Below are 26,560 nucleotides of genomic sequence, written 5' to 3'. Positions count from 1 at the left end.
TTTATCAGGCGGCACGAACCGCCGCGGCGCCGGACAGCCCGGCTGTTCAGCGTTGTTTGTTGCGATCAAGCGCGTCGCGTGCCGCGTCCTTGGCGCTGCCCCAGCTGTTCTGGGCTTTGCCTGCGACCTGTTCGGCCTGGCCTTCACGCTTCATCTTCTGGTCGCCGGTCAGGTCGCCCAGACCTTCCTTCAGCTTGCCCTTCAGGTTCTTGCCCGAGCCTTCCACGCGATCCTTGTCAATTCTGTCAGCCATCCTGACTCTCCTTGCTGGTGTGCGACGATCGGCACAGCGCCTGCCCTCGCCCGGAGCAGGCTGGGCGGTGGGGGCTAGTCCCGGCCGCCTCCCAAGAGAACCAACCGATACGGGCTGGTATTGTTCCAGTCGAAGCGGAGCAGAAGCTGAGCGCTCAGGGGCGCGGGATGAACGGACTGCACACTGGATGGCCAGTGGCCGGCGTCAGCACATCGAGCAGGACCGACCGCCTGCTGCCCCCCCGGCAGACACAGGGAGGCAATATTGATCATACGGTTAGTACAGACTAAATCTTGCCTCAAAGAATGCCGTGCCGATGACGCGGTTGAAACGGCAGGGACTGGGGACGGGTCGATGCGCAGGCTATTCGTATATTCCAGTACCAGTGGGCCCTGCGCCCGAGCGGGCGAGAATACCCGACTTGCAGGTTATGCTGCGACCACCCGCGTCACACCATGCCGTCGAGTGGTACAATAACGCCTGTTCTTTGACGGCCGCACCGCAGGCTTGCGGCACAAACGGTGCAAACCCTTTCAGGATACGGGTGACCCGGATCTCAGCACGGCCATTGCCGGGCAAACCAACAGCGGGAGACGACATGGACAAGCGACTGAATGGCAAGAAGGCCTTCATCCTCGGCGTTGCACCAGGCAATATCGGCGCCTGCATCGCCCGCACCTATCTTGGTCACGGTGCGCAAGTCGTCATCGGTGGCCGACGGGCAGATGCCACCCGCCAGGTGGCCGAGGAACTCGGCACCGAGCACGTTCTTTGCGACATTACCGACGAGACCAGCCTGAGAAGCGCCGTCTCAACTGCCGCAGCCAAAATGGGCGGCCTGGACATCGGCGTGAACTCGACCGGCTGGGGACTGCTCAAGCCCTTCCTGGAAACAGACAGGGCTGACCTGGAGCAGATGACCGCGGTTCAGTTCACTGGCCCGTTCCAGTTTTTCCAGGCCTTGCTGCAGAACATGCCAAGCGGAGGATCGATCATCCAGATATCCTCCGTCACGGCAACCATCATGTTTGAAGACCACGCCGCTTACATGGGCACCAAGGCGGGGATCGACCATGTCATCCGCTGCATAGCCAATGAATTCGGGCCAAGAGGCATCCGCGCCAATTCCATTGCCGCTGGCGGCATCGAGGATGGCCCCATGTCGGGTGGCGGCATGTCCGTACCGGGCGTACGCGACCTCTACATGCGCGAGATCCCGTTGCAGCGCCCCGGCGTTGCTGCTAACGTCGCCAATGCAGCCTTGTGGCTCGCCAGCGACGAGTCCAGTTTTGTCACCGGACAGACCCTTCACGTCAGCGGCGGTCAGACCCTGCGCCGCAATCCCTCGATCGGCGAAATCTATGCCCAGTTCGCTGCACAATCATAAGGCCAATCGGCCTTGATTGCCTGGCGCTGCCGGACGTTCGCCCCTCCGCCTCATCCGCTCGAGTGCGGCAGCCCCGGCAGTGAGGGGCAAATGGCCGGCAAGTTGCCTGATGTTCCCATCACTTTGCCCAGAGACCCGCGGGCCAACAGGTCAACCGGCCTGGCCGCCAAGCTTTTCCAGAAGCTCCTCGGCCATAGCCTCGATATAGGCGTCGGCCAACTCCGGCGAACTGACATCCGAGTGAGCAAGGATGCCGCAGACCTGGTCCAGCCGCTGCAGCAGAAGCTGCAGCCTGGCGCGCTGCAACAGCGCCTGCCGGCCATCACCGATAGCCGCCCTGCAACCGGGCACCCCGGCATCGGCGAGCCGGTTGATCATCACATCCCTGTCCTGCGCCAAACGCTGGCGAAAGCTGGCCTCAACCACCGCGAGCTGTTCGACGAGGGGCGTGACATAGCCATGTTCGACATAAAGATCGGCAAGGGCCAGCGTCCACCGCTTGAGGCCCGTGATCGTCAATGTTGGCATATTCGCCAGTTCGCCAAACAGGGCAAACCAGCTGTCCGTAATGCTGTCGTAGATCTCGATGCCAAGGGCCAGCTTCGATTCAAAGTGAGCATAGAAGGTCGCGCGGCTTATGTTTGCGCCAGCAAGGATATCGTCAATTGTTGCCTGTGCGTATGGCTTGACCGCAAACACCTTGGCCGCTGCGGCGATAATCTCTGCGCGATTGCGCTTGCGCTGCTCTTCCTGCTGAAGGCTTCGACCAGGAGGACGGCCGCGCCGGCCGACGGTGGGAACTGTTGATTGCTTACCCATGATTTCGGGCAAAATGCCAGCAACCTGTCCGCCTGGCAAGGCCGCTCGCCTGTCGCTGGAGGCAGATCCTATCATCTGAACGAACAGTCTAGACAAATTGCAGAAGCTTGTGGATGCTAACAACTGACCCGACAGACCGGCAGATGCCGGGACTGACAGAAACACCGGGCAAACCACGGACCAAGGGGGGGGAATATGGCGGCCGATTGGGATAAGGAATGCGACGTCCTTGTCGTGGGCTCCGGTGCAGGAGGCATGACTGCGGCCTACACGGCTGCGCGCGAGGGGCTGTCGGTCATCCTTGTCGAGAGCACCGACCGGTTCGGCGGCACCAGCGCATATTCTGGCGGCGGCATGTGGTTTCCGGGCAATGCAGTCCTGCGCCGGGAGGGCGGCGACTGCGACGTCGATCAGGCTAGACAATACTACTACGACGTTGTCGGCGATCGGACACCCCGCCCGTTGCAGGACGCTTATCTTGAAACCGGTGCAACACTGATCGACTATCTCGAGCAGGACCCCGATCTTGCCTTCATGGTCTATCCTTGGCCGGATTATTTCGGCGCGCTGTCGACGGCGAGCCTGACCGGCCGTCATATTGTGCCTGTCCCCCTGCCCGCGGCTGCACTGGGCGAGTTGCGGCAGGTCCTGCGGCCAACGCTGCCGGAGGAACGCGCAGGCGCGCCCCTTTCCGACGAACTCCTGGCAGGTCAGGCGCTGATTGGGCGGTTCCTGCTCGCCTTGTCCAGAATGAAGACCGTCGACCTCCAGCGCGATACGGCGCTGACAAGGCTGGTCAGGAATAACGATCGGGTTGAAGGAGCAATTGTCAGCACTCCAGGCGGCGCCGAGCGCATCCGGGCAAAGCGAGGCGTGGTGATCGCAGCCGGCGGCTTCGAGCACAATGCCGCCATGCGTGCACGCTTCGGCGTCCCCGGGACAATTGAGGGCGCCATGTCGCCGGCCGGTAACGACGGCGCTGCAATCCGGGCCGGAATGGATGCGGGCGCGGATGTTGATCTCATGGACCAGGCTTGGTGGTCGCCCGGCCTGATGCGTCCCGATGGGCGCGCAACCTTCACCCTCGGCTTTAACGGCGGCATCTTCATCGACCAGAAAGGCAGGCGTTTCATGAACGAATCCGCCCCTTATGACCGGGTGGGCCGAGCGGCAATTGCCCGCATGCAAGCCGGTGAACTCACGCTGCCCTACTGGCTGATCTACGACAGCCGCGATGACGGGGCGCCTCCGATCCAGTTCCCGAACCTGCCGCTGGGAGATCTGGAGGCGTATCGGAAGGCAGGCCTGCTGCACAGTGCCGGAACACTCGCGGAGCTGGCCGCGATCCTGGGCGTGCCGGGGCAGGCCCTAGAGCAGACCGTCACCCGCTTCAACCGCTTCGTGGATCTGGGCAGCGATCCGGACTTCCGCCGGGGTGCGGAGCCCTACGACTGCATGTTCACCGACGGCCTGCCGCCGCTCGACAAGGTTGCCCGGCCGCCGTTCCATGCGCTCGCCTTCGGCCTCTCGGACCTTGGCACCAAGGGAGGGCTCAGAACGGATCCTCATGCGCGCGTGCTGGATCCAGACGGCGCCGTGATCACCGGTCTTTACGCGGCCGGTAACTCAATGGCTGCAGTCAGTGGCACAACCTATCCCGGTGGCGGCAATCCGATTGGCTCGAGCATGGTTTTCGGCCATCTGGCGGCACTGGACATGGCCGAAAAGAACATACCGGGCGCCGAACCTGACAGCCTGATTGGCGCTCCGGAAATCGCATGACATGGGCCAGTGCCGGTTTTTTTGATATTTATGAGGTTAGCGGGATCGTGTGCTTTTACAGTCATGCATCCGCTGCAAAAACCACAACAGCCAGCTGATTATTGGCGCGGCCATCGAACGCGGTATCAATTCCGAAATCGGGCGCCATTTTTGTGACTTTAGCGGTGGCCGAAAATGCACATCACTGCCAAGAGTGTTGAGGGCGCAGATGAATACGCTGGTCATTCCGCAAATCACGACTGCGTTTATTCGAGTGGAGAAGATCGTTATCCTGACGGGGTCAGGAGCTACCTATGCGGAAAATTGGTCGCCAGTACCTCCTTCATACTGCCGCGTGATGATGGCCATCGCCTGATGCAGCCGGGCTTCGTCCCAAATGAAGTACAGCGTCCCAGATCCAGCCACACCCGCACCCAGCATAACTGTCAGAACTGGAGTGTGCAGAATATCGGATTGGTGCATCAGATCACCCGTGCACGGACGCATCCCTTTTTTTGGAAATCTGACATGTCTGACGCCGAGCGTCGCGGTGAGGACCTGAGATCAGAGTAATGCGAATGCGGTCACACCATGCTCAACGTTGTATGAGCGCCTGCCCCGCGATATTGCCAATAGACAGATCCCTCGGTATTACCTCCCCGGTTATTCCCCTCCTGCCAGACAGCCACTCAGGGAAGGCAGGAGGGCCCTATTTGAGCGAGAAAGAGTTGGAAGAACCTGCCACTGCTGTCTTAATGCATGAACAGGCGCAAACTCTACTGGACAACGCCAGGCGCTCTTTTGCCAACTCTACGACGACCCATCACCAGCCCGAGGTGGAACAGGAATGAAGCAACCCAAAGGCGCCGCCGGAACTGAAACGCCTCCCCTGCGATCGGTCGGGCGTCCTCGGAGCGAACGGTCCGAGACGGCAATCCTGAACGCGGCCATGGATATCCTGATCGAGAAGGGCTACCGTGGCTTCACCATTGATGAAGTCGTCAGCCGGGCATCTGTCAGCAAGGCGACCATCTATCGCCGCTGGCCGTCCAAGGAATTGCTTGCGGTTGCAGCCGTTGCGGGTTTTCCTGAGTTGCATGCTGTCGACACTGGCTCGCTGGAAGACGATCTGTACACGATCGTGTCGGAGTTCGCCGACGTTTTGCAGAACACCGCCTTGGGCGCGGTCTGGCCATCTCTCGTTGGCGAGCGCAGCCGCAATGAAGAACTGAAGGCAGCGCTCGATGAGATGACCGAGCATCGCCGAACGCCGACCCGCCAGGCTTTCGAGCGCGCAATCGAGCGCGGCGAACTGCCTGAGGACCTTGATCTCGCCCTTGCCATCGACATGATCATGGGGCCGGTCCTGCTGCGCCTGCTGTTTCAGAACGCCGACACCACTCCGGCAGCACTGCGCAAGATCATTATTGCAGTGCTGCCTGCACTTGGCTTCAAGCCGGCGAAGAAGAAGCCTGCCGTTCGCCGCAGACGGGCGCCAAAGGCGCCTGCCTGAGCCGACATGTCGGAACACTGGAACCATTGCAGCAAGCAGTCGAAGCCATGCTCAGGCAGGGGGCTTGAAGCGGATGGGGACGCGATTGAAACCGGCAAGGTTTTCGCCGTAAGCCCGCTCGCACTGATCCTCAATCAGCTCAAAGTCGCCAATTCCCGTCATGATTTCCTCGACCATCATCGGCCCGACGAACTCCGCCAGGTTCGCGCCGAGGCAGTAGCCGGGCCCGGTGCCGAAGGTGAGATCAGCCCGCCTCTGCCGGCGGATATCGAACTCCTCTGCCCGCTCGAACCGGGCCTCGTCCCGATTGGCAGAGGCATAGATCATCAAGAGGACGTCATTTTCCCGGATCTGCTTGCCGCCAAGTTCAAAATCCTTTGCAGCCCGGCGCACCAGCATGTTGGTAGGCTGGTCAAACCGGCAGGTCTCGAGGAAGGCCGCCTTGGCCATGCCAGCAGGATCGGCCACAACCAGGGCCTTCTGGTCGGGATGCTTGCCAAGGTAGTAGAATACGCCCGCCGTTGCCATCGGCGTCGTCTCTGAGCCGGTCACCATCAGTGAAAAGAAGTAATTGATCAGGTCATGGTCGGACAACCGCTGTCCGTCGATTTCAGCCTCGAGCAGCGCTTTGGCCTGCCGCACGGCCGTGTCCGGATTCTTGCGCAGGCTGTTGACATGCGCGGCCATGTAGCCGCCCAGCTCCTGGGCCGCCTTCTGGTTGCGTTCGGACGAGCCCCCTTTTTGCCCGGGCTCCCTGTGCATGATCATTTCATCGATCAGGGAGCGAAGATATTCGGCATCGGCGCGCGGCAGCCCCAGATTATGGCCTGCATTGATGCACATCACCCGGTTGGCCAGGTCACGATAAACATCGAAGCTTCCCTGTGCCAACAGCGGCTCGAGCAGCTCCTGCACCAGCGCCCGCAGGCGTCCGGCTTCTTGCCTGATCGCCGTGCGGCTGTAGAACGGCATCAGGATATTGCGCCACGGCCTGCGTTCCGGCTCATTCATCGTCATGAAGGTATGGGGAATGGGCTCGCCCAGGAGATGTTGCCCCAGGAGAGCACCCTTGCTGAAGTCGATGCAGCCCTCTCCCCGACTTGCCTGATCGACGTCGTCGTAGCGAACCAGCGCCCATGCTCCGTATTCCGGCAGGTGATGGGGGCAGCCAGCCTCGCGCATCCGGCGGTAAAGTTCGCGTGGATCGCGCATGGCGGCATCGGAATAGGGATCATAATCGACAGTCACGTCATTCTCCGTCGCAATTCGAAACGGGCCCTCGAGGGCCGCGCAGATCTTGGGTGTCGGGACGCGGGGATCAGCCGGCAATTCGCCACGCCGGCCACGGCACGCCATCAATCTTGCGGATCACTGCCTCGACCGGCGCGCCAATGGTGATGCGATCCGGGGCAACGACATTGATCGGATCATCGGCCTTCTCGACCAGATTCCCGACGAGGCGCAGCCCCTGCTGCTCCTCAAGCTCGACCACCACAACCGGATAGGGCGCCAAAGCAGCAAACGCGGGCAGGACTGGCGGGTGCACCCGAGTGAACGACCAGATGCGCCCCCGGCCTGAGACGGCCTGCCACTCGGGCGTCTGGCCACAGGACGGGCAGCGCAGACGCATCGGGAATAACCAGCTCCGGCAGGCAGAACAGTGCTGGATGACCAGGCGTCCCTGCCCAAGCGCTGTCCAGAACGGCGCTTCCGTGGGCTCAGACGTATCCGGTATTGGTATCGTATCGATCATGCCTGTCTCCGCAGCAGGAGCGCGCCGTTGGGCGTGCTGTCGCATCCCGTCACCAGGCAGGAGTGCGCGCCTTCGACCTGATTGATGGCACTGCCCCGCATCTGCCTGACAGCTTCGGTCACCAGGTTCATGCCGTGGATATAGGCCTCGGACAGTCCGCCCCCGGACGTGTTGACCGGGAGACGCCCGCCCCGGCCAGTCGCAGCGCTGCGCACAAAGTCAGCCGCCTCGCCTCGCTTGCAAAACCCGTATGCCTCCAGCGAAAACAGGACCAGCGGCGAGAAGGCATCGTAAATCTGCGCCACGCCCACATCTGACGGACCGATGTCCGCCTGCCGCCAGAGATTTCGCGCCGCAGCGCTCGAGCAGCCGTCAAACACGTCAGGTCGGTGAAAATCCGCCATGGGCTGATGCCCAGTTGCCAGCCCCTGGGAGATCGCATGGATAAGAACCGGGGGCTGGCGCAGGTCACGCGCCCGCTCGGCCGAGGTGATCACCAGCGCCACCGCTCCGTCGCTCTCAAGGCAGTTGTCAAACAGGCACAAAGGCTCGGCGATCATGCGCGCGCCAAAATAGCCCTCCCGGCTCAGTGGTCGCCCATGCATCTGAGCCCTGGGATTGCTGAGGGCAAAGTCACGCTGGGAAAGGGCGATCGTCGCCAGCGCCTCGCGGGCGTCGCCGAACTCGTGGATATAGCGTTGCGTCAGGATTGCGACCTCATCGACCGGTCGCAGGAGGCCCGACGGCCGCGACCACTTCCAGTGATCGGTCAGGACAGGGTTCGTCTGCCCCCAGACCCGCGTGGCGGCACCGGAGCGCTTCCGGGAACGCCACACGACGCCAACCTGTGCAACACCCGTTGCGATCGCCATGGCGACGTGCCCGACGGTTCCCGGACCCGCGCCGCCGCCATGGGCCGTCTGGGCAAAGAAATGAAGATCGCCAAAACCCATCTGCCGGGCAATTTCGAAGTCCGGCGTCGCCTCCATCGTGTAGGAGCCAACGGCGTCGACCTCGCTTGCCGCAACGCCCGCATCTGCAAGCGCCTGGCGGATTGCATCACAGGCAAGCTCGAGCTCGGAGTGGGGCAGTCCCTTGCCAAACGCACTCTCGCCAATGCCCACAACGGCGGTGCGGTCCTTGAGAGCCGTCATGCTGCCCTCGGCAAGTAAAGCACCTGCACCCGGTAGAGCAGCGCCGGCTTCTCCTGATCAAGCACATGCACAGCCGTCTCGGTCGTCACCAGGCTTCCCTTGGCGTGCCTGGCGGCTGCGGCAAGGCGCGTGCGGGCCTGAATGGCTCTGCCTGCCAGAACAGGCGCCAAGAACCGCAGCCCGTCCGAGCCATAGTTGAGCGCTGCGCCATGTCCCGTGATCTGCCAGGGGGTTTGCGGCATGATGCGCGGCAACACGCTCATGATCAGCATTCCGTGCGCAACAGGCGCGCCAAAGGGCCCTTCGCGGCGCGCACGCTCCGGGTCGACGTGGATCCACTGGTGATCGCCTGACAGCTCGGCAAACTGCCAGATCATCTCCTGTGTAATCTCGAGCGAGCCGCCCCAGGGTCCGAACTCACCGCTGGCGAAGGACTGAAGCCCTTCAAGATCATCAAACCGGACAGGTGTTTGTGTCATTGCCGGGCCCCTCGGCGCAGGGAACTGGACGCCTCGAGCCCTAGGGCAGCCTCGAAGGCGGCTTCCGCCCCGGCGTTCAGCGCCTCCTTGATGCCTGATCTGACCTGCGGCTTGATCTGGGCGGCGGCATGCCCCAGGGACACTGCCCGCTCCAGCAGTCCCGCATCATCGAGCACTTCGTCGACCAGACCGAGCTCGAGCGCCCGGAAGGCATCGACCCTGTGCTCACAGAGAAGCAGCTTCTTGGCCTGCCCGAGCCCGACCAGATGCGGCAGGAAATAGGTCGCCCCAAAACCCGGCACGATGCCAAGCTCGGCAAAATTCAGCTTGAGGGCCGCGCCAGCGCCGGCCAGTCGGATATCCATTGGCAGGGTCATGGTCACGCCAATGCCGACGGCAACGCCATTGAAGGCCGCGATGGTCAGCTTGGGGTGGCTCCGGATCTGGCGGGCATATCCCCGAACAAATGCTTCAGCCCCCAGAGCAAGCCCGGATGGTCCTGGCGGCCCGGTAAAACAGTCCTTGTCAGCCCCAGCGCAGAAGGCCCGGCCCTCGCCCGTCACGACAACGGCTGCAAGATCCGCATCCTTTGCGGTCAGCTCGAAGGCCCTGACCAGGTCCTCGCCCATCTCCGGGGTATAGGCGTTGAGCCTCTGGGCGCGCTGCAGGCGCAAGACCGCAACCGGTCCGTTGCGGGCAAGCCCGATCGTGCCGTAGCCGACTGGCGCGAACTCCAGCATCATGGCCGGCGCCCCTGCGTCTGCCACACTGGCTCGCGGCGTTCGGCAAAGGCGCGCGGACCCTCGATCTCGTCCGGATGCCCCTTGTGCTCCATGATCTGACGCCACCCCCTCTCGAGCGCCTCCCCCAGACCGAACTGCTTGGCGCCCCAGACGGCCGCCCGGCTGCGCGCAACCGCAGCAGGCGAATGGCGACTGATGTTTCCGGCCAGCTCAAGGGCCCTTGCAAGGAGCGCGTCAGGCGATGTCAGGATATCAACAAGGCCAAGCCGGCATGCAGCCTGCGCATCCAGCCTCTCAAGCCCTCCCGTCAGCACGAGCCGCATGACGGCGCCGATCGGCATGCGCCGGGCCAGCAGAATGGGCTCCAGAGCAGAGACATATCCCACGGCAACATGGGGATCGGAAAAATAGGCGGTGTCTGCGGCCACGACGATATCCGCATCCGCCACAAAATGCAGACCCCCGCCCACGACGCCGCCATTGACCGCCGCGATGACGGGCTTGGACACGCCGTTCTGCATGCCTGTCCACCGGATGGACTGGAGGGTTGCCGCAGTGCCGGGCAGGTCCGTCTCAGGAGGGTCAAGCAGATCGGCGCCGCTGCAGAAATGCCGCGCCCCCTCTCCTGTGACCACCGCCACGCGCGCCTCCGGATCGGCCTCGAACCGCGCCCACGCCTGGGGCAGCTCGCGCGCCATGACCGAATTGATGGCATTGGCCGTGGCAGGACGTGCCAGTGTCAGGATGACTATACCGTCCTGATTTTCATAGGTCAGGGTTTCGTAGGCCATGAGGCAGCCACCTTTTGCAAGGTCCAAAGGCCTGATGCTCTTCACCAGGCGTCCATTTATAGTACTATTAGTACCGCTTTTATTCACACCCTGTCAAGCAACCGGAATTCTCGCAAAAGGCGACCCGACAGAAAAAGATGCGGCATGCCGAAAGCCAGGCCGGTGGCCTTCGGCACGCATTGGCTTGACGTCCAGCGCTCGGATGAGCGTCAGAACCGCAGGCGGGCCTCGATGCCAAAAGTCCGCGGTTCGTTATACGGCGCGGTCTGGGTCGAGTAGCCCATCAGCGGAGAGCCCAGTGCAATTACGAAAGAAGCGTAACGGTCGTTGGTCAGGTTGTCGGCAAACAGCGATACGGTCAGGTCCGATCCGGATGGCAGGTTCTGCGTCCAGGATATCCGGGCATCGATCTTGTTGATGTTGTCGCTGCGATAATATTGGCGACCGGTGACTGCAGGGCCGGCAAGAGACGAGGCGTAATAGGCCTCCTGATAGCTGTAGCTCGCATTGACACTGAACGCGCTCTCGGCCAAACGCAGGAATGTCCAGTTGCCGGACAGGGTCAACGCATTGCGCGGCGCAAACGGCAGCACGAAAAACGCGCCGATCTCGTCACCGACCTTGAACGTCGAGGCCGGATTGAGGGCAGGATCAAAGACGGTGGCAGCCGGCGCCCTGACCGATTTGATCTTCGGGTCGAGATGGCTGTAGCTGAGCTGCAGCGTCATGTCGCGCGAGGGCTGCAGCACGATGTCAGCCTCAAAGCCGCGCACGCGCGCCGATCCGGCGTTGGTGGTCACCACGACCGACTGGTCGGCAGGGTCGGTCACGAAATCGATCTGCAGATCCCTGAATTCGTTCTGGAACAGGGAAAGATTGAACGTCAGCATTCGATCAAAGGCCTGGGATTTCAGGCCCAGCTCATAGCTGGTGACCTTCTCGGGATCGTAGGTCTGGGTAAAGTCCGGCGCACCTTCGCTCGAGCCACCGGCCTTGTAGCCCTTCGACACCTTGGCATAGGTCATCACATCCCGCGTCCACTGCATGGACAGGTTGAGCGACGGACTGAAATTGGAGAAGCGCTGGCGGTTGGCCACGTCCACGTCAACCGGAAATCCAAATGACGTGCTGTCTCGCTCGGCGCTGCGCTTATCGCGGGTGTAGCGGCCGCCAAGCGTCACATCGAGCCGATCCTCGAGCACCGCAGGCGTCCAGGTGGTCTGCAGGTATGCCGCATAGGACGTGTTGCGGGCCGAGACCAGACGGGTTGTCGGCAAGGTCATGTCGAACGGCACCAGGTACGTGTCCTGGCTCTGGAAATGCGTGCCGGTTTCGCGGAAAAAGTAGAGGCCTCCTGTATACTCGAGGCGTTCGCCCGCCGAGCCGATGATCTGGAATTCCTGCGAATACTGCTTCGTCCGGTACCGATGGAACTGGACAACTTCCACCGGGAATTCCGGTGTGGACTGCGCGAGCCCGTAGTTCACATTCTGCAGCGCCTTGAAGCCACGGTAAGCGGACAACGACCGCAGCGTGATGGCGTCGGTGACATCCCAGTTCAGGGACAGCTGATGGTCGACGAAATACGTCCTGCTTGGCCTGATATCCAGCGGTGCGTATGTCCGGTCGCGATCCGCTGTATAGCCAGGGATTGCGCCTTCCAGATCCGGGTTCACATAATAGGCCTGTGTCGAGCTTACCCGGCCCCGATCCCAGGCATAATCCATCGTCAGGGTATCCGTCGGCGACCAGCGGGCCGCGATACGGCCCGCGATCTGGCCGAACTCCCCATAGCGATGCGCCGCCCCCGGGTTCTTCACCCAGCCGTCCTGATCCACGTAGGCAATCGAGCCCCTCACCGCGAGGCTCCCGAGGGCGGGCAGATCAATGTCGGCAAGCGTGCGGACAAGATCCCGGCTGCCTACCTCGGCCGACGCGCTGCCGCCCCACTCGCCCGTTGGCTTCTTCGTAATGATGTTCACGGCACCGCCTGTGGTGTTGCGCCCATAGAGCGTGCCCTGGGGACCGCGCAGCACTTCGACTCTCTCGGGCGTGCCGATGTCAAACAATGCGCCCTGCGGGCGCGCGATGTAGAAGCCGTCAATATAAAGGCCAACGCCCCCATCCTTGGTGATCTGACCGGCATCGGCTATGCCCTGGCCACGCATGTTGAGCGTCAGCGTATCTGATGAATTCGGGTAGGACGCCACACTGAGGCTGGGCGTGATCTGGGAGATCCCCTCGAGATCTGTCACGCCCTGGTCAACAAGTGTGTCGGATGAAAGGGCCGTGATCGCGATCGGAACGCTTTGCAAGCGCTCCGCCCGGCGCTGGGCCGTGACAATGATTTCCTGAAATTCGCTGCCGCCCGCAGCATCGCCGGCGCCCGCCCCAGCCTGCGCCAAAGCCGATGGCGTTGACAGAGGCAGCCAGAGGGCAGCCCCCACTGCAAGCCGTGCCAGCCGATTATGACCAATTCCCATTGTCTTCCCCCTTGATTGCGCCCCGACACCTTGCAGAGCCCCGCTCCAGAGCGCGCCGCAAGCATCAGGGTCACGCCCCGCCAGCCAGAACGTGGCGACACACACCTCGACACATGCAGCGGAGAACTCCAGGCGCAGCCGTCCGGAACAGATCAGGGATCTGCTTTCTGCCGGCCGGCGCACGCACCAGGTGCGGTGCCAAGCGCTTCCACTCAAATCTGCGTTCCAGCCACCAATTCCGCGGCGGCGGCTGGACCTCCCCTCCTGCCCGTTGGTTCTTATTTGTCGGGCAGGCATATTTACGATAACCGTATTACCCTAAATGAAAAGAGCATTTTTCGAGCAGCTGCTATTTTATCGACACGGACCAGCCCCTCGAGCAGATCATTTAATTTCCCGGATCCAGCGTATGATTTCGGATGCAACGGCGCGGGGCTGGTCAATGATCACATGGTGACCGGCCTCGGGAATGCTGGCGAACCATGTGCCGGCCGGAGCAGCCGATATCATCACCGACCAGAGATCGTCGGTCACAAGGGAGGACTGGGCACCGCGCACAAGAGCCAGAGGCACCGCCCCCACATCCAGACTGACCGGAACATCAGCATGAAAACGCTGCCAGAGAGTTGGATCAAAATGCCACTGCCACCCCCCGGCGACCTGACGCAGGCTCGATCGGGCAATCCTGTCGGCAACCGGCCGAGGGACTGGCCGGTCTGCCGGCGAAAAGCGGAAGCGTTCAGCGGCCGCGTCCTGTGTTTCATAGGTATGGCCTGCAATTCCGCGCGGCGGCGGCCCGGTCCAGCCGACCGCCGGATCAAGCGGGCTGTCGAGCGTGCAGACCCCCAAAAAGCGCTCGGGCCACAGCCGTGCCGCGCACAGAGCCGGATAGCCGCCAAAGCTGTGCCCCGCCACAAAAGCCCGGGTCAGTGGCCCTTCGCTGTCAAGAACTGCCAGGATCTCCCGGGCAAATGCGCTCAGGCTGTATGCCTTTCGCCACTCAGACGACCCCATGCCCGACCATGACGGCGCGACGACCCGAAATTGGGTGCTGAGCAGGGGAGCAAGCATCCGCCACCACCCGGCATGGGCTTCCTTGCCATGGAGCAGCAGGAGCACCGGATTGCTGCGGCATCCCCATTTAAGCACCTCGAGCCTGGCTCCTGGCGCCTCGATCGCGCAGACGTCCGGCTCTGTCGCCAGCGCCTGCTTCATCCAGTCCGGCAAGGTTTCCAGAGCCACGGCGTCACGCAGGCAAGGTGTCAAAGAGGGGCGGTTGCCAGTCGGCACCCGAGAGCCGCCAAACGCCCTCTCCAACCGCGCACATCAGGCGACAGTGGCTGACCGGCCTTGATCCCCGGATCATCTCCAGGCTGAAAACCACCCAGTCGTGCCCTGCCGCATCTGCCTGTGCGGACTCGATCATGCCCGAGAAGGTGACTGCATCGCCGGGCGAAATCGGCGACTTCATGCCGAGCCGCCAGCGGGCGGGCCTTGCCTGCGGCCCGGCCCAGGCCGTGACATAGTTCAGGAACCACTGGGTCTGCGCCGGAGTGTTCAGAATGATGCCGGGGAGGTTGGCGGCACGGGCATGCTCATGGTCATGATGCTGTGGCTGCCAGTCCCGGCTTGCCATGGCCCCCAGAATGATATGGCGCGCGGTGAAGTGCACGAAGTGCGGTGGCAGCCGCGTCCCTTGCTGAAATCGCGGTTTCATCCCTCGTCCCTGCCGTAGCCAAAGAAGCCCAGGGTCTCGATGCCGAGCAGCACGTCATCGCAGGCGCGGCGATACAGGACGCTGATTGTCCAGTAGCGGCCCTGACCAAGGCGGTTCTCTGCAACCGGACTGACCGCATCTAGCCGCTGCTGGGCGATGACCCGGTCGCCCGGCCGGATCGGGGCATGCAGTTCGGTCTCGGAGCGGGTGACCACTGCTTTGGGCAACCCAAGGGCTTCCTTCAGGCGAAAATGGAGCTCAAGCGCCCGGGACACCGGCCTGCCGTCCGGCTCCCATGGGTCCGGCCGGCTCCAGGCGGACAGCAGGGCGGGCGGACAGATCGGGCCGCCCGCCACGTCATGCGCTTCCTTGCTGTCCCGATAGAGGGGATTTGCGTCCTCAACGGCCGCGCAGAACAGGCGAAAGGCACCGACCTCCGCCGCAGCGCCACTGGTCTGGGTCACGACCACATGGCCAAGCCAGGCTTCGACCTCCTGGGGCAGCGCAGCCATCAGGAGAGCGGCAGCCCGAGGCCGCGACGGGCAATGATGTTCTTCTGCACCTCCGATGATCCGCCACCGATCGTGTCGAGCGGGGTTGTCTGATAAAAATGCTCCCAGACCCCGCCATCAACGGCATCCTCGGCACCATGCCGCAGGACGCCTGCTGGCCCCAGAACATCCAGGGCATAGTCGGTGATCTGCTGGCCAAGCCGGGTCGAGAACACCTTGTACATCGCGGCTTCCAGCGCCGGCACCCTGCCCTTGCTGGCCTCGGAGACAACGAGGCGCTGCAGCATCTTGGCCGCCTCGACCTCGGTCGCAATCCGGGCAGCATCCCGGCGCACGGCGGGATCCTCGACAAGCGGACGGCCTTCACGCTTTGCCACGCGAATTGCCTCAAGGAGACGCTCGAATTTGCGCAGGAGCGGATTGACCGTATAGAAGGTGAAGCGCTCAAAATCGAGGGCCTCGCAGACATAGGTCCAGCCCTTGTTGACCTCCCCGACCAGGGCGCCCTCCGGCACGCGCACATTATCGAAGAACACCTGGTTGGTGCGATGATGACCCATGGTTTTTATTTCATGGACGGTGAGGCCAGGATGATCCATCGGGATCAGGAACACGCTGATCCCCTTGTGCTTGGGCGCATCCGGGTCCGTGCGGGCCGCAACCCAGTACCAGTCCGCAAAATGCGCCGAGGTGCTGAACACCTTCTGGCCGTTCAGCACCCACTCACTGCCTTCCCTGACCGCCTTCAGCTTGAGCGCGGCCAGGTCCGATCCGGCGGACGGCTCGGAATAGCCGAGCGCGAATTCAACATCCGCCGCCAGGATCTTGGGCAGGAACTCTGCCTTCATCTCGTCCGAGCCATGGCGGATGATGGTCTTGCCGACGCAGCCGACGCCCTTGCCGATCAGCGGCATCCCGCGCAGCGCCAGCTCCTCGTTCAGGAGATACTCGTAGATGCCCTCGCGCTCCTGGCCTCCGTATTTGGCTGGCCAGGACATGCCAAGGTACCCCATGGCCGCCATGCGCTTGTTAAATGCACGGCGTTCCGGGCTGTCGGCCAGCTGGGAATGGGCGTCACGATCCGGGGCCATCACCTCCTCCGCATCGGGCCGGGCCGCCTGCGCATCAAGGAACGCGCGAACCTGCCGCACGAATTCCAGCTCTTCCGGACCTAGATTGAAATCCATTCTACGTATCCCTGTTCAAGCCCCACGGCGCCTTCAGGCTGCCAGGTGGGGCGCGGCCTCATAGTCCGCCAGGGCCTCGGCAACGCTTGCGCGCACCTCGGCCAGCTTGGCTTCCTTCACCACGTCGTAGCCCTTCACCCGGGCATAGCTTTCTGCAATTTTTGCAGCCTGCGCGAGCCGGTCCGCCCGCAGCCCCGCCAGAAGCTTGTCAACCAGAGCCTCATATTCGGCCCCAAGCTGTCGCTCCATCTTGCGGTGAGGCAAGTAACCGAACACGTCGAGCGGACCTCCCCGCAGCCCCTTCAGCTTGCTCAGCACCGCAAAGCCGTGGCGCATCCAGGAACCGAACCGGACCTTGCGCGGGCGGCCATCGCTTCCCCGCCGCGCCAGGAGCGGCGGGGCCAGATTGAACTCGATGGTAAAGTCACCTTCGAACTGGGCGGCCAGTTGATCCCGGAACCTCTCGCTGGAATAGAGACGGGCCACTTCGTATTCGTCCTTGTGATAAAGGACATTGGCGTAGGCCTTGGCGACTGCCATCGTCAGGGCGCCGGCCGTGCCGGTCAGCTCCGTCTCTGCCTGCCGGACACGCTCGACCAGAGCCTGATAGCGCCGAACCAGCCTGTCGTCCTGATACTCCCGGAGCAGGCGCTGGCGTACTCCAATCACGTCCTCGAGCGTCTCGGCTGTGGTCATGGCGCGCGTCGTGCCGCGGGACAGCCACTCCTCGACCTGCGCCGGTCGCACTGCGGCCATGCGTCCGAACAGAAAAGCGCGCATGTTCAGATCGACCGCCGTGCCATTGAGCCGGATGGCCTGCTCGAGACTTTCACGCCGGATCGGGATCAGCCCTTTTTGCCAGGCAAGGCCGACCAGGAACAGGTTCGCCCCGATGGCATCGCCCAGACGCGCCATGGCGACGGCAGTTGCATCGACCCCGGTCATCTGGTCCGGATCGGCCTGGCGCGCAATGGCCTCGGCCAGCCTTTGATCGCTGAAATCCAGGTCCGGGTTGGTGGCGAAGGCAGACGTCGGGGCGACGAACCGGTTGTAGACAACTGCTGTCCGGCGCGCGTCCATCCTCGAGAGGCTCTCGGCGCTGGATGCCACCACCAGATCACATCCGATCACAAGATCGGCTGCGCGCTCGGGAATGCGCGGCGCATGGCTGCCGCTGCCGTCGGTCAGACGAACATGGCTGGTCACCGGGCCGTTGCGCTGGGCCAGCCCTGACATGTCAAGGACGCTGACCCCCCTCTGGTCCAGATGCGCGGCCATGCCGAGAATGGCCCCGACGGTGACGACACCATTGCCGCCAATGCCCGCCACCAGAATGGAATAGACCGGCCCGGCCTGACGGATGTCAGGCTCCGGCAGGTCATTGCCGCTGTATGCTTCCAGGGACTGGACTGCCGCAGGCTGGCGGGTGCGCAGCCTGCCTCCCTTGACCGTCACGAAACTCGGGCACAGGCCCTTGAGACAGCTTATATCCTTGTTGCAGACGGACTGGTTGATCCGCCGCTTTCGGCCAAGATCGGTCTCGATCGGCTCCAGCGCAACGCAGTTGGACTGGATGCCGCAATCACCGCAGCCTTCGCAGACATCTGAATTGATCAGCAAGCGGACATTCGGATCCTCGATCTTGCCGCGCTTGCGCAGACGGCGCCGTTCCGTGGCGCAGCTCTGGTCGTAGACGATTGCCGTGACGCCCTCGAGCTCGCGCATCTCGCGCTGGACCCGGTCCAGATCATCACGGTGATGGAAGGCGACCTCAGGCGGGAAATGCGCAGGGTCGTGACGCGAGATGTCATCGCTTACAATGGCGACCTTGCGGACGCCTTCCGCGATCAGCTGCGCGGCAACGCGTGGGGCCGTAATGCCGCTATCGAAGCTTTCACCCTCGATCGGCTGGCCGCCGGTCATGGCGATCGCGCCATTGAGCAGAATCTTGTATGTAATGTTCACGTTGGCGGCCACGCAGGCCCGCACGGCCAGGAGGCCGGAATGGAAGTAGGTGCCGTCACCCAGGTTCTGGAAAATATGCTTGCGCTTGAGGAAGGGAGCCTGCCCGATCCACGGCGCCCCCTCGCCGCCCATGTGATACAGCGTGACCGTCTTGCGCTCCGGCAGCCAGGTGGCAAGTCCGTGGCAGCCGATCCCGCCCATGGCAATGGAGCCGTCCGGCACGCGCGTTGACGTATTGTGCGGGCACCCGGCGCAAAAGCTCGGCATGCGCACCAGCCCCGTTGCAGCAGGCGCCGCAACCGTCATGCCATCCGGCGGGTTGATCCGCGCAAGCTGCTCCGGCGCCAGGCCGGCGCTCATCAGGCGTTGGTAAATCGCGTGGGCAACCATGGCGGGCGCGAGCTCGCCGGTCTGGGAGACGAGCGCCGTGCCATCGATGTCCTTCTTGCCGCTGAGCCGCGGCCGCGCGTCGGTGGCCAGATTATAAAGGATATGGGCCAGCTGCTCCTCGATGACCGGGCGCTTTTCCTCGATCACCAGCACCTCGGAGCATCCCGCGGCAAACGCCCGGATACCCTGCGGCTCCAGCGGCCAGACCATCCCGACCTTGTAAACCGCGACGCCGAATGCCTCGGCCTCGTCATGGACCCCGAGCTGGCGCAGGGCCTCGATCACATCGAGGTAGGCCTTGCCCGTCGTAATGATCCCGAGCCGGTTGCCGTCCGCCCGGCCGATGGCTCTCCGGTCGATGCCGTTGGCGCGGGCAAAGGCCTGGACGGCCGCCATGCGCTGCTCGAGCTGGCGACGCTCAGCCACCAGCGGCATGACCCCGAGCTGGAGGTTGAGCCCGGACGGCGGAACCTCAAAATCCTCGGGCGTCCGGATCATGAGCCGGTCGATGCGCGCATCCACGCTTGCCGAACTCTCGACCGTGTCCGTGACGCATTTAAAGCCGATCCACGCTCCCGAATAGCGTGACATGGCAAAGCCCAGAAGGCCCAGGTCAAGGTAGTCCTGAAGATCCGCTGGATTGAGGATCGGTATGCCGAAGTGGATCAGGGCATGATCGCTCTGGTGCGCCACGGTCGACGAGCGAGCGGCATGGTCGTCACCGCACAGCACCAGCACCCCGCCATGCTCGGCCGCCCCTGCATAACTTCCGTGCTTGAGCGCGTCGCCCGAGCGGTCAACGCCCGGTCCCTTGCCATACCACATGGCAAAAACGCCGTCATAGAGGCTCTCGCCAAGCCGGTTGACCTGCTGGGAGCCCCACACCGCCGTGGCAGCCAGATCCTCGTTCACCCCTGGCTGGAAGACGATGTGATTTTCCTGAAGATGCTTCTGTGCCTGCCAGAGGGCCAGATCGTAAATCCCAAGCGGCGAGCCACGATACCCGGAAATAAACCCGGCCGTGTTCAACCCCGCCGCCAGATCCCGCTGGCGCTGCATCATCGGCAAGCGCACCAAAGCCTGGCTGCCGGTCAGATAGACGCGGCCCTCGCGGGCGGTATACTTATCCTCAAGGGTGATCTGCTGCGTCACGCGACGTCATCCACCTGTTGCAGTTCAACTGTCGTCCCTGCGCCGTCCTCGATCTGGGCGGCCCAGGTGCCCGGCCGGATTTCCCGGGGAGCATGGGGCGTCGGGTAACCACGCTCCTTGGCCGCTATGTAAATCGCCTCGAGGTTGCGCACCTGCAGCGTGAGATAACGCAGGCCGGTCTGGCGCAGGAAACCGCCCTGGCTGGCGAGATGCTCGGCGGGCTGCTCCGGCACCACGATGCGCAGCACGGCATCGCCCACGCCCAAGCGGATAACCGTCAGGCCCGGGAAGCTGACCTCGCCCAGAACCGGAAATCCAAGCAGGTCGCTCCAGAATGCCAGCGCCGCGTCCCGGTCATTGGCAACAAGCCCCGCATCGAGCCGGGTCACTGCAAGATCCGCCGCCATTATGCCGGCTCCTTCGTTTTGATGCCTGCGGCCGCTTCCTGGATGTCCGCAGCCGTCAGTCCATGGTGTCCCCACACGTCGCCCGGCCCTCGAAAGCGCGGCGTCCAGTCGGGCCCGACCCGGATGGCTTCACAGCCGATCTCGACTTCAAAGCCGAACGGGCTGGCCATGTAGAACGAGAGCATGTTGTCGTTGGAATGCCGGCCAAGGGAGGCGGTGATCCTGCAGCCCGCCGCCATGGCACGATCGAGCGCCTTGCCCACCATGTCCACGCTCTCCACCTCGAACAGGACATGATGCACCGCGTTGACCGGCGCCAGCTTCATGAGCCCGACCGTATGATGGCGCGAATTTACATGATAGAAATTCACCGTCATCTGGTCGCCGACATGATAATAGTCGGTCAGGCGGAACCCGAGCATGTCCAGATAAAACCGCTCGCAGGCATCAAAGTCCGCGACAAACAGGTTGATATGCCCCAGCCCCATGTCGCCCGTGAGGAAGGACATGCCAAAGGCAGAGGCAAAGCCGTCGATGATCAGCGGGCCGTAAAATAGCTCGATCGCATTGCCGGCAGGATCGCGCGTATACCCGATCCCGGTCACCGCCCGCGCTGCCGCCTCGCTGACGGTGCCCAGCCGCGCCTCGTGGCCGGCCGCTGCCAGGCGTGCAAGCATGTCTTCCAGCTCGCGCTGGCCGCGCACTTCCAGGCCCATGTAGAGCAAGCCCGCAGTCTGTGCATCCGGGTGTACCGCAATGCGCCAGGACCAGTCGTCCATCCGGAAATACAAAGTCCCGTCGGCTCCCTCTCCTGCGCGCGCACCAGCCTCGGGCAGATACGCAGGAGGCCCCGGGACGCGCCCCGGCGCCAGCCCTATGACGTCCAGAGCGTAGGAGCGCCACTGCTCAGGATTCGGCGCTGCGAACCCGAGATAACCAAGACCCAGTACCCCCATATTCCCTCCTGCAGATGGCTGCCACATATTTGTGGTACTACTAGTACCGTTTGTCAACCAGCCTTGGAGCACCCCCTCACAAACCTGTCGACAAGCAGGATGCATTGCGGTACTTATCGTACCGTAACGCGACCAAAAGGCTGCCGATGCGCAGGCTGCAACACCAAAAAGAGTCGACGGGGACGAAATGGATCTGGATCTGACTGACGAGCAGGGCATGCTCAAAGAAGCCGTGCGGGCGCTGTGCGAAGACATGATGCCAACGACGGCCGTGCGGGCCGCGGAACACAATCCGGCTGTCACCGCAGCGTTCACGCAAAAGCTTGCCGACATGGGCATTCCGGGCCTGCGGGTCCCGCCCAGCCTTGGCGGCTCGGGCCTGGGCCTGACCGACCTCGTGGTCGCTTTCATCGAACTGGGACGCGCCCTTGCCCCGGGGGCACATCTGGAAAGCGGCGTGCTGGCAACGGCATTGCTCGGAGCCTGCGCGGAGCCGGAGGCGAGCCAGCTGCTGCGCGACATCGCCTCGGGCCGCCATGTCGTACTCCCGGTGTGGCACGAGCGCGACGGCACCAATACGCCGGCGACGGTCAGTGCAGCCGTTGCGCAAGACGGCGGTGGCCTCGTCCTGACCGGGGAGAAGCATTTCGTCCCCCACCTTGAGCTGGCCGGTTGCCTCCTTGTGCTGGCGCGGGGGCCGCACGGCCAGCCGGTCCTGGCTGTTGTCTGCCCGGATGCCCCGGGGATCGAGCGCTCAGCGCAACCCAACCTTGCCGATCAGTCCCTCTGGCGCCTGCGCTTTACGCGCACGCCGGTGCAGACGGTCCTCGGCCTTGAGGGCGGCATAGCCGCTCTCTGGGATCGTGCCTTGGACGAACTTCACGTGGGTGCCGCAGCCCTTGCCGTCGGCGGTGCCGAGCGGGTGCTGGAGATCACCACCCAGTATGCCTGCGAGCGCGAGCAGTTCGGCCGGCCTATCGGCGGGTTCCAGGCAATCGCCCATTACCTGGCCGATGCGGCGGTCAACGTGGCCGCGTCCCGGATCCTTGCCTATCGTGCAGCCAGCGCCGCAGACGAGGGCACGGCTTTCAGCCACTTCGCCCTGATGGCCAAGCTGAAGGCCTGCAAAACTTTCCGAGACGTCTCGGCCGTGTCCATTCAAATCCACGGAGGACTTGGATTCACCATGGAAGCCGACCCCCAGCTTTTCTTCCGGCGCGCCAAGCAGCAGCAGCTGCTCAACAGCGATCCGGCCTCCCTCGAGACCCTGATCGGCAACGGCCTGTTCGCCGGCCAGCATCCGGTCTACGCATGACCCGGCGCCTGCTCGAAGGCCGCCCGGCCATCGTCACGGGCGCAGGGGGCGGCATCGGTCGCGGTCATGCCCTTCACCTGGCTGCCGCCGGGGCGCTCGTCGTTATCAACGATATCAACCCGGAGGCTGCCGAAGCTGTGGCATCAGAGGTCCGGGAAGCGGGCGGCCAGGCCGCTGTCTCGACCCACAATATCGCGTCCCGCCAGGGGGCACAGGACCTCATCGGCTACTGCCAGGAGACCTTCGGGCCGGTGCGCATCCTGGTGAACAATGCCGGCAACCTGCGGGACCGAACGCTGCTCAAGATGACGGACGATGATCTGGAGTCCGTCCTGACAGTCCATGTAAAGGGCAGTTTCTGGTGCGCTCAGGCCGCCGCCCAGTCCATGGTCAGGGCCAATCGGGGCGGGGTGATCGTCAACACCAGCTCGGGCGGTCACTTCGGCAGCTTCGGCCAGACTGCCTATGCCGCCGCCAAGGGCGCCATCGCCTCCATGACCTACACCTGGGCCCTCGAGCTTGCCCGGTATGGCATTCGCGTGGTGGCGATCAATCCGCTCGGCACCACTGCCATGTCGAAGACCTACCGTGATGCCAACGGCAACCCCGGCCAGGACTTTGATCCGGCGCTAAATGGCCCGGCTGTCGTCTACCTGGCGTCTGACAAGGCCCGCAACGTCTCGGGCCAGATCTTCGGCACCGGCGGCGAGCGCTTCGCCCACATGGTCCAGCCTCACTACGGCAAGACAATGATCAGGCCCGGTGGCTGGGATGTGGCCTCCCTTGCCGACCATTTCCAGCAGAACATGCCCTCGCAGTTCGGCTCCTTCGGTATTCTGGGAGCTCCCTATCCGTTCCATGGCGGCATCGACGCGCCCGGACAGGAGGCGGAGCAATGAGCGGAATTGCCAGCTACGGCATCTACCTGCCGCGGCATCGGCTGCCGCTGGCCGTCCTGAGCGGTTCTGCCAGGCAGGACGGACCTGAGCGCACCCTCGCCTGGGCGGATGAAGACAGCATCACCTTGGGGCTGGAGGCTGCCCGGCGCGCGCTTGCCGGACGGGACCGGAGCGCGGTTGACCTCCTGCTGTTTGCAACCACGACCCACGCTTACTCAGAAAAGCAGGGCGCAGCGCTGCTGGCCACGGCGCTGGGCCTCGATAAATCCGTCCGCACGGCCGATGTGGGCAACTCGCTGCGCTCTGGCGCCAGCGCGCTCGTTGCTGCCCTGGATGCGATCGAGGCAGGCCGCGCCCGGGAGGCTCTTGTGGTGATCGCCGACGTGCGCCAGGGAGCGCCGGGCTCTGACCTGGAGCGCAGCGGCGGGGACGCTGCCGTTGCGTTTGTCGTCACCGGCACGGGCGGGCGGGCCGACTTTATCGGCACGGCCAGTGCAACCGAAGAGCTGGTTGATGTATGGCGGCGCAGCGGCGATCGCTTTGCCCACAGCTGGGAGGATCGCTTTACCAGCACCTATGGCCAGGTCAATCCCCTTGTCGAGGCCGGCAGGCACCTGGCCGCCAGATATGCAGACCAGAGTCATGTAAACTGGATCTGGGCGCTGAGCGCGGCAAGCGCCCGCACTCTGGCATCTGTCAGCCGCAGTCTGCAGCTAAAGCCGGAGATGGTACAAGACGGCCTGTTCGGCTCGGTCGGCTTCAGCGGCGCTGCCCATGCACCCCTTTTGCTGGCCGCCGCGCTCGACAGGGCCGTCACCGGCGACCATGTGGCCATGGTTGCCCATGGTGACGGGGCCGAGGCCCTCCTGTTCCGGGTCGGCGCGCCGGCAGGCCAGCCGGCCCTCCAGCCTGCGCTGGAGGCGCGGGTTCCGGTGGCATCGCCTGCCGCTTACCGCAAGGCGCGCGCCCTTGACCTGGTGGAGTATGAGCCGGCCGATGATCCGGGCATTTCAGCAACGATCCATTTTCGCGAGCGCGCCGAGAACCTGCGGCTCCAGGGGCAGCGCTGCCAATGCGGCGAGCCACAGTTCCCCAAGGGGCGGGTGTGCATCCGCTGCGGCACCCGCGACAGCTTCATAGCGGAAGATTTTGCGGAACGGGGCGGGCGCATCGTGACCTACACGCTGGACGCCTTCTTCCCCTCCCCCAACCCGCCCACTGCCGTTGGCATCGTCCAGGTGGACAACGGGCCGCGTCTCTATCTGCAGATCGCCGACATCCCTGCCGGACAAATCGATATTGGCCTGCCGGTGCAGTTCGCATTCCGGCGCATCCATCAGGCCGGGCGGCGTCCCAACTATTTCTGGAAAGCGGTTCCGGGAAAGGCAGACCAATGAGCTTGAAGGACAAGACCGCCATCGTCGGTGCTGGCTGCTCCCGCTTTGCCGAGCACTGGGATCTGGGGGCCGAAGACCTGATCGTGGAGGCGGCGTTCGAGGCCTATGCCGATGCGGGCATCGAGGACCCCAATCGCCAGATCGATGCGGTTTTCTGCGGCTCCCTCTACTCGGCCATGGGCCCGGTCGACGTCTCGGAGGCGCTGAAGCTCTACAAGCCGACCACCGCCGTCTACAACTACTGTGCGACCGGCACGGAGACCGTGCGCGCCGCCTGCATGGCCATTGCAGCCGGCGTCTACGACACCGTACTTGCCATCGGCTATGACAAACCCAAGGATCGGGGCGTCTCCGGGCCATCCGTCAACATCCGCGACGTGCGCGACCTGCCCGCCACGCCTGCCGGATGGTTCGCCCTTGCAGCTGCGCCCTACTTTCGGAAATTCGGTGCCGACCGGGAGGATCTGGCGCGCATTGCCGTCAAAAACCACAGCAATGGCATGCTTGCGCCCAAATCCTTCCTCAAGAAGAAGATCACTGTGGAGGAGGCCCTTAGCGCCCGCATGATCGCCTGGCCTTTCGGCCTGTATGACTGTGCCGCGCAAACCGATGGAGCGGCGGCTGTCATTGTGACCCGGGCCGATCTCGCCCGGTCGTTCAATCCCGCGCCGGTATACATCAAGGCTATTGTCTCCCACTGCGCGCCCAATCCGCACACCGACCCGGACCACGATTTCCTGCGCTGGAAGGCAACGGAGACCGCAGCCCAAGCGGCCTATGCCATGGCAGGCATCCGCGACCCGTTCCGGCAGATCGGTGTGGCGCAGCTGCATGACTGCTTCACCCTGACCGAGCTCCTGTCCTACGAGGACCTTGGCTTTATCGAGAAGGGCGCGGCGCGCGAGCACATTCGCCATGGTACCTTCGAACTGACAGGCGATCTGCCCGTCAATACCGATGGCGGGCTCAAGAGCTTCGGCCACCCGACCGGCGCGACAGGCGTGCGCATGATCGTCGAGAATGTCCTTCAGTTGCAGGGCCGCGCCGGACCCCGGCAGGTGGCAGGCGCAAGACTCGCGCTCAGCCACAATATCGGAGGATATCCCACCGGCTGCGCGATCAGTATTCTCGGGATCGACTGAGTAGGCCTCCTGTCCCGACACTGCGTGGACAGTCGTCTGACGGGCAAGCGAGAGCATCAGGTCAATGTCAGTGAGGATAGCGCGCGGGCCACATGAGCATATCCACGGCACGCCGTCATCTGCGTCCTTGGATCCATCAGGTTGAGCACTGGATTGCCGAACGCACGCCCAAGCAACCGCGCCGCGGCGTCCATACCTCAGTCAGGCAGCTCGAACCCGATTCCAGACGAACCGAACCAGCGTCTGCTTTCTGGAGGGTTGCAGGCAGGGTGGCCGGCCAACGCCTGGCATGTCTGCGGACTGGGCTCGCCTGCTCAGGGCTCTTGCGCCTGAGGATGTCCGGCAGGTCAGCATCGGCGGGTATAGCAGTCACTGCGCCTGCATC

The 26,560-nt window shown here is 63.6% G+C and carries 25 protein-coding genes and 1 pseudogene; 10 read left to right on the top strand and 16 right to left on the bottom strand.

Going from position 1 to position 26,560, the window contains the following annotated elements:
• Positions 1-46: 46 nt before the first annotated feature.
• Complete coding sequence (locus VIG90_RS19155) at positions 47-253, bottom strand: CsbD family protein (RefSeq protein ID WP_331595123.1); 207 nt, start codon at positions 251-253, stop codon at positions 47-49.
• A gap of 598 nt (positions 254-851) precedes the next feature.
• On the opposite strand from VIG90_RS19155, the gene VIG90_RS19150 reads away from it, so the two are divergent.
• Positions 852-1,640 carry an SDR family oxidoreductase gene (locus VIG90_RS19150; RefSeq protein ID WP_331595122.1) on the top strand — a complete coding sequence of 263 codons (789 nt, stop codon included), beginning with the start codon at positions 852-854 and terminating at the stop codon, positions 1,638-1,640.
• Between the two features lie 150 nt (positions 1,641-1,790).
• On the opposite strand, the gene VIG90_RS19145 is transcribed toward VIG90_RS19150, so the two are convergent.
• Positions 1,791-2,498 carry a TetR/AcrR family transcriptional regulator gene (locus VIG90_RS19145; protein ID WP_331595121.1) on the bottom strand — a complete coding sequence of 236 codons (708 nt, stop codon included), beginning with the start codon at positions 2,496-2,498 and terminating at the stop codon, positions 1,791-1,793.
• A gap of 156 nt (positions 2,499-2,654) precedes the next feature.
• Here VIG90_RS19145 and VIG90_RS19140 point away from each other — a divergent pair, with 156 nt between their 5' ends.
• The 4 genes from VIG90_RS19140 to VIG90_RS19125 all read left to right on the top strand — a co-directional run bounded on the left by VIG90_RS19140 (position 2,655) and on the right by VIG90_RS19125 (position 5,733).
• Positions 2,655-4,241, top strand: coding sequence for an FAD-binding protein (locus VIG90_RS19140; RefSeq protein ID WP_331595120.1), 1,587 nt, complete (start codon positions 2,655-2,657; stop codon positions 4,239-4,241).
• Between the two features lie 208 nt (positions 4,242-4,449).
• Complete coding sequence (locus VIG90_RS19135; protein WP_331595119.1) at positions 4,450-4,596, top strand: hypothetical protein; 147 nt, start codon at positions 4,450-4,452, stop codon at positions 4,594-4,596.
• A 337-nt stretch (positions 4,597-4,933) separates the two neighbouring features.
• The gene (locus tag VIG90_RS19130; protein WP_331595118.1) at positions 4,934-5,071 is read left to right on the top strand and encodes a hypothetical protein; all 138 of its coding nucleotides are present in this window, start codon (positions 4,934-4,936) and stop codon (positions 5,069-5,071) included.
• The gene (locus tag VIG90_RS19125; protein WP_331595117.1) at positions 5,068-5,733 is read left to right on the top strand and encodes a TetR/AcrR family transcriptional regulator; all 666 of its coding nucleotides are present in this window, start codon (positions 5,068-5,070) and stop codon (positions 5,731-5,733) included. Before VIG90_RS19130 ends, VIG90_RS19125 begins: the two co-directional genes overlap by 4 nt.
• Before the next feature lie 51 nt (positions 5,734-5,784).
• Here the strand turns inward: VIG90_RS19125 and VIG90_RS19120 are convergent, their stop codons facing one another.
• The 14 genes from VIG90_RS19120 to VIG90_RS19055 all read right to left on the bottom strand — a co-directional run bounded on the left by VIG90_RS19120 (position 5,785) and on the right by VIG90_RS19055 (position 21,422).
• A complete protein-coding gene (locus VIG90_RS19120) occupies positions 5,785-6,981 on the bottom strand; it encodes a cytochrome P450 (RefSeq protein WP_331595116.1) in 1,197 nt (398 codons plus the stop codon).
• A gap of 70 nt (positions 6,982-7,051) precedes the next feature.
• Positions 7,052-7,486: a Zn-ribbon domain-containing OB-fold protein gene (locus tag VIG90_RS19115; protein WP_331595115.1), complete on the bottom strand. Its 435-nt coding sequence runs from the start codon at positions 7,484-7,486 to the stop codon at positions 7,052-7,054.
• Positions 7,483-8,640, bottom strand: a complete 1,158-nt coding sequence (locus tag VIG90_RS19110) for a thiolase C-terminal domain-containing protein (protein ID WP_331595114.1) — start codon at positions 8,638-8,640, stop codon at positions 7,483-7,485. The genes VIG90_RS19115 and VIG90_RS19110 overlap by 4 nt, the downstream gene beginning before the upstream one ends.
• Positions 8,637-9,119: a MaoC/PaaZ C-terminal domain-containing protein gene (locus VIG90_RS19105; protein WP_331595113.1), complete on the bottom strand. Its 483-nt coding sequence runs from the start codon at positions 9,117-9,119 to the stop codon at positions 8,637-8,639. The genes VIG90_RS19110 and VIG90_RS19105 overlap by 4 nt, the downstream gene beginning before the upstream one ends.
• Positions 9,116-9,862: an enoyl-CoA hydratase/isomerase family protein gene (locus tag VIG90_RS19100; protein ID WP_331595112.1), complete on the bottom strand. Its 747-nt coding sequence runs from the start codon at positions 9,860-9,862 to the stop codon at positions 9,116-9,118. Before VIG90_RS19100 ends, VIG90_RS19105 begins: the two co-directional genes overlap by 4 nt.
• Entirely contained in the window at positions 9,859-10,653 is a 795-nt protein-coding gene (locus tag VIG90_RS19095; protein ID WP_331595111.1) for an enoyl-CoA hydratase/isomerase family protein, read from the bottom strand. Before VIG90_RS19095 ends, VIG90_RS19100 begins: the two co-directional genes overlap by 4 nt.
• Positions 10,654-10,862: 209 nt before the next feature.
• On the bottom strand, positions 10,863-13,136 hold the full coding sequence (locus tag VIG90_RS19090) for a TonB-dependent receptor (protein WP_331595109.1): 2,274 nt from the start codon (positions 13,134-13,136) through the stop codon (positions 10,863-10,865).
• A gap of 384 nt (positions 13,137-13,520) precedes the next feature.
• Positions 13,521-14,351: an alpha/beta hydrolase gene (locus tag VIG90_RS19085; RefSeq protein ID WP_331595108.1), complete on the bottom strand. Its 831-nt coding sequence runs from the start codon at positions 14,349-14,351 to the stop codon at positions 13,521-13,523.
• Between the two features lie 31 nt (positions 14,352-14,382).
• Entirely contained in the window at positions 14,383-14,853 is a 471-nt protein-coding gene (locus VIG90_RS19080) for a hypothetical protein (protein ID WP_331595107.1), read from the bottom strand.
• Entirely contained in the window at positions 14,850-15,365 is a 516-nt protein-coding gene (locus VIG90_RS19075; RefSeq protein ID WP_331595106.1) for an FAS1-like dehydratase domain-containing protein, read from the bottom strand. The genes VIG90_RS19080 and VIG90_RS19075 overlap by 4 nt, the downstream gene beginning before the upstream one ends.
• The gene (locus VIG90_RS19070) at positions 15,365-16,552 is read right to left on the bottom strand and encodes an acyl-CoA dehydrogenase family protein (RefSeq protein ID WP_331595105.1); all 1,188 of its coding nucleotides are present in this window, start codon (positions 16,550-16,552) and stop codon (positions 15,365-15,367) included. The genes VIG90_RS19075 and VIG90_RS19070 overlap by 1 nt, the downstream gene beginning before the upstream one ends.
• Positions 16,553-16,585: 33 nt before the next feature.
• Entirely contained in the window at positions 16,586-20,059 is a 3,474-nt protein-coding gene (locus VIG90_RS19065) for an indolepyruvate ferredoxin oxidoreductase family protein (protein WP_331595104.1), read from the bottom strand.
• The gene (locus VIG90_RS19060) at positions 20,056-20,466 is read right to left on the bottom strand and encodes a VOC family protein (protein WP_331595103.1); all 411 of its coding nucleotides are present in this window, start codon (positions 20,464-20,466) and stop codon (positions 20,056-20,058) included. The genes VIG90_RS19065 and VIG90_RS19060 overlap by 4 nt, the downstream gene beginning before the upstream one ends.
• Positions 20,466-21,422 (bottom strand): VOC family protein, encoded by a 957-nt coding sequence (locus VIG90_RS19055; RefSeq protein WP_331595102.1) that lies wholly within the window; start codon positions 21,420-21,422, stop codon positions 20,466-20,468. Before VIG90_RS19055 ends, VIG90_RS19060 begins: the two co-directional genes overlap by 1 nt.
• Before the next feature lie 187 nt (positions 21,423-21,609).
• On the opposite strand from VIG90_RS19055, the gene VIG90_RS19050 reads away from it, so the two are divergent.
• The 5 genes and pseudogenes from VIG90_RS19050 to VIG90_RS19030 form a co-directional block, all read left to right on the top strand.
• A complete protein-coding gene (locus tag VIG90_RS19050; protein ID WP_331595101.1) occupies positions 21,610-22,737 on the top strand; it encodes an acyl-CoA dehydrogenase family protein in 1,128 nt (375 codons plus the stop codon).
• Positions 22,734-23,636: an SDR family NAD(P)-dependent oxidoreductase gene (locus tag VIG90_RS19045; protein ID WP_331595100.1), complete on the top strand. Its 903-nt coding sequence runs from the start codon at positions 22,734-22,736 to the stop codon at positions 23,634-23,636. The genes VIG90_RS19050 and VIG90_RS19045 overlap by 4 nt, the downstream gene beginning before the upstream one ends.
• Positions 23,633-25,033 (top strand): OB-fold domain-containing protein, encoded by a 1,401-nt coding sequence (locus VIG90_RS19040; protein WP_331595099.1) that lies wholly within the window; start codon positions 23,633-23,635, stop codon positions 25,031-25,033. The genes VIG90_RS19045 and VIG90_RS19040 overlap by 4 nt, the downstream gene beginning before the upstream one ends.
• Positions 25,030-26,175, top strand: coding sequence for an acetyl-CoA acetyltransferase (locus VIG90_RS19035; protein WP_331595098.1), 1,146 nt, complete (start codon positions 25,030-25,032; stop codon positions 26,173-26,175). The genes VIG90_RS19040 and VIG90_RS19035 overlap by 4 nt, the downstream gene beginning before the upstream one ends.
• 76 nt (positions 26,176-26,251) lie before the next feature.
• Positions 26,252-26,402 (top strand): annotated as a pseudogene (locus VIG90_RS19030) (IS630 family transposase); the annotation flags it as partial.
• Between the last annotated feature and the right edge of the window lie 158 nt (positions 26,403-26,560).

The organism is Pedomonas sp. (assembly GCF_036515995.1).
GTDB lineage: Bacteria > Pseudomonadota > Alphaproteobacteria > Sphingomonadales > Sphingomonadaceae > Pedomonas.
Note: the sequence above shows the minus strand (reverse complement) of the source record. Positions and strands in the feature narration are given on the sequence as shown.

What these genes read in the sequence shown, in the direction of transcription:
- VIG90_RS19055 (WP_331595102.1), bottom strand. Translation starts at nt 21,422, where the DNA reads ATGGGGGTACTGGGTCTTGGTTATCTCGGGTTCGCAGCGCCGAATCCT.
- VIG90_RS19035 (WP_331595098.1), top strand. Translation starts at nt 25,030, where the DNA reads ATGAGCTTGAAGGACAAGACCGCCATCGTCGGTGCTGGCTGCTCCCGC.
- VIG90_RS19135 (WP_331595119.1), top strand. Translation starts at nt 4,450, where the DNA reads ATGAATACGCTGGTCATTCCGCAAATCACGACTGCGTTTATTCGAGTG.
- VIG90_RS19060 (WP_331595103.1), bottom strand. Translation starts at nt 20,466, where the DNA reads ATGGCGGCGGATCTTGCAGTGACCCGGCTCGATGCGGGGCTTGTTGCC.
- VIG90_RS19045 (WP_331595100.1), top strand. Translation starts at nt 22,734, where the DNA reads ATGACCCGGCGCCTGCTCGAAGGCCGCCCGGCCATCGTCACGGGCGCA.
- VIG90_RS19040 (WP_331595099.1), top strand. Translation starts at nt 23,633, where the DNA reads ATGAGCGGAATTGCCAGCTACGGCATCTACCTGCCGCGGCATCGGCTG.
- VIG90_RS19115 (WP_331595115.1), bottom strand. Translation starts at nt 7,486, where the DNA reads ATGATCGATACGATACCAATACCGGATACGTCTGAGCCCACGGAAGCG.
- VIG90_RS19110 (WP_331595114.1), bottom strand. Translation starts at nt 8,640, where the DNA reads ATGACGGCTCTCAAGGACCGCACCGCCGTTGTGGGCATTGGCGAGAGT.
- VIG90_RS19150 (WP_331595122.1), top strand. Translation starts at nt 852, where the DNA reads ATGGACAAGCGACTGAATGGCAAGAAGGCCTTCATCCTCGGCGTTGCA.
- VIG90_RS19125 (WP_331595117.1), top strand. Translation starts at nt 5,068, where the DNA reads ATGAAGCAACCCAAAGGCGCCGCCGGAACTGAAACGCCTCCCCTGCGA.
- VIG90_RS19090 (WP_331595109.1), bottom strand. Translation starts at nt 13,136, where the DNA reads ATGGGAATTGGTCATAATCGGCTGGCACGGCTTGCAGTGGGGGCTGCC.
- VIG90_RS19140 (WP_331595120.1), top strand. Translation starts at nt 2,655, where the DNA reads ATGGCGGCCGATTGGGATAAGGAATGCGACGTCCTTGTCGTGGGCTCC.
- VIG90_RS19080 (WP_331595107.1), bottom strand. Translation starts at nt 14,853, where the DNA reads ATGAAACCGCGATTTCAGCAAGGGACGCGGCTGCCACCGCACTTCGTG.
- VIG90_RS19100 (WP_331595112.1), bottom strand. Translation starts at nt 9,862, where the DNA reads ATGATGCTGGAGTTCGCGCCAGTCGGCTACGGCACGATCGGGCTTGCC.
- VIG90_RS19085 (WP_331595108.1), bottom strand. Translation starts at nt 14,351, where the DNA reads ATGAAGCAGGCGCTGGCGACAGAGCCGGACGTCTGCGCGATCGAGGCG.
- VIG90_RS19095 (WP_331595111.1), bottom strand. Translation starts at nt 10,653, where the DNA reads ATGGCCTACGAAACCCTGACCTATGAAAATCAGGACGGTATAGTCATC.
- VIG90_RS19050 (WP_331595101.1), top strand. Translation starts at nt 21,610, where the DNA reads ATGGATCTGGATCTGACTGACGAGCAGGGCATGCTCAAAGAAGCCGTG.
- VIG90_RS19070 (WP_331595105.1), bottom strand. Translation starts at nt 16,552, where the DNA reads ATGGATTTCAATCTAGGTCCGGAAGAGCTGGAATTCGTGCGGCAGGTT.
- VIG90_RS19105 (WP_331595113.1), bottom strand. Translation starts at nt 9,119, where the DNA reads ATGACACAAACACCTGTCCGGTTTGATGATCTTGAAGGGCTTCAGTCC.
- VIG90_RS19075 (WP_331595106.1), bottom strand. Translation starts at nt 15,365, where the DNA reads ATGGCTGCGCTGCCCCAGGAGGTCGAAGCCTGGCTTGGCCATGTGGTC.
- VIG90_RS19155 (WP_331595123.1), bottom strand. Translation starts at nt 253, where the DNA reads ATGGCTGACAGAATTGACAAGGATCGCGTGGAAGGCTCGGGCAAGAAC.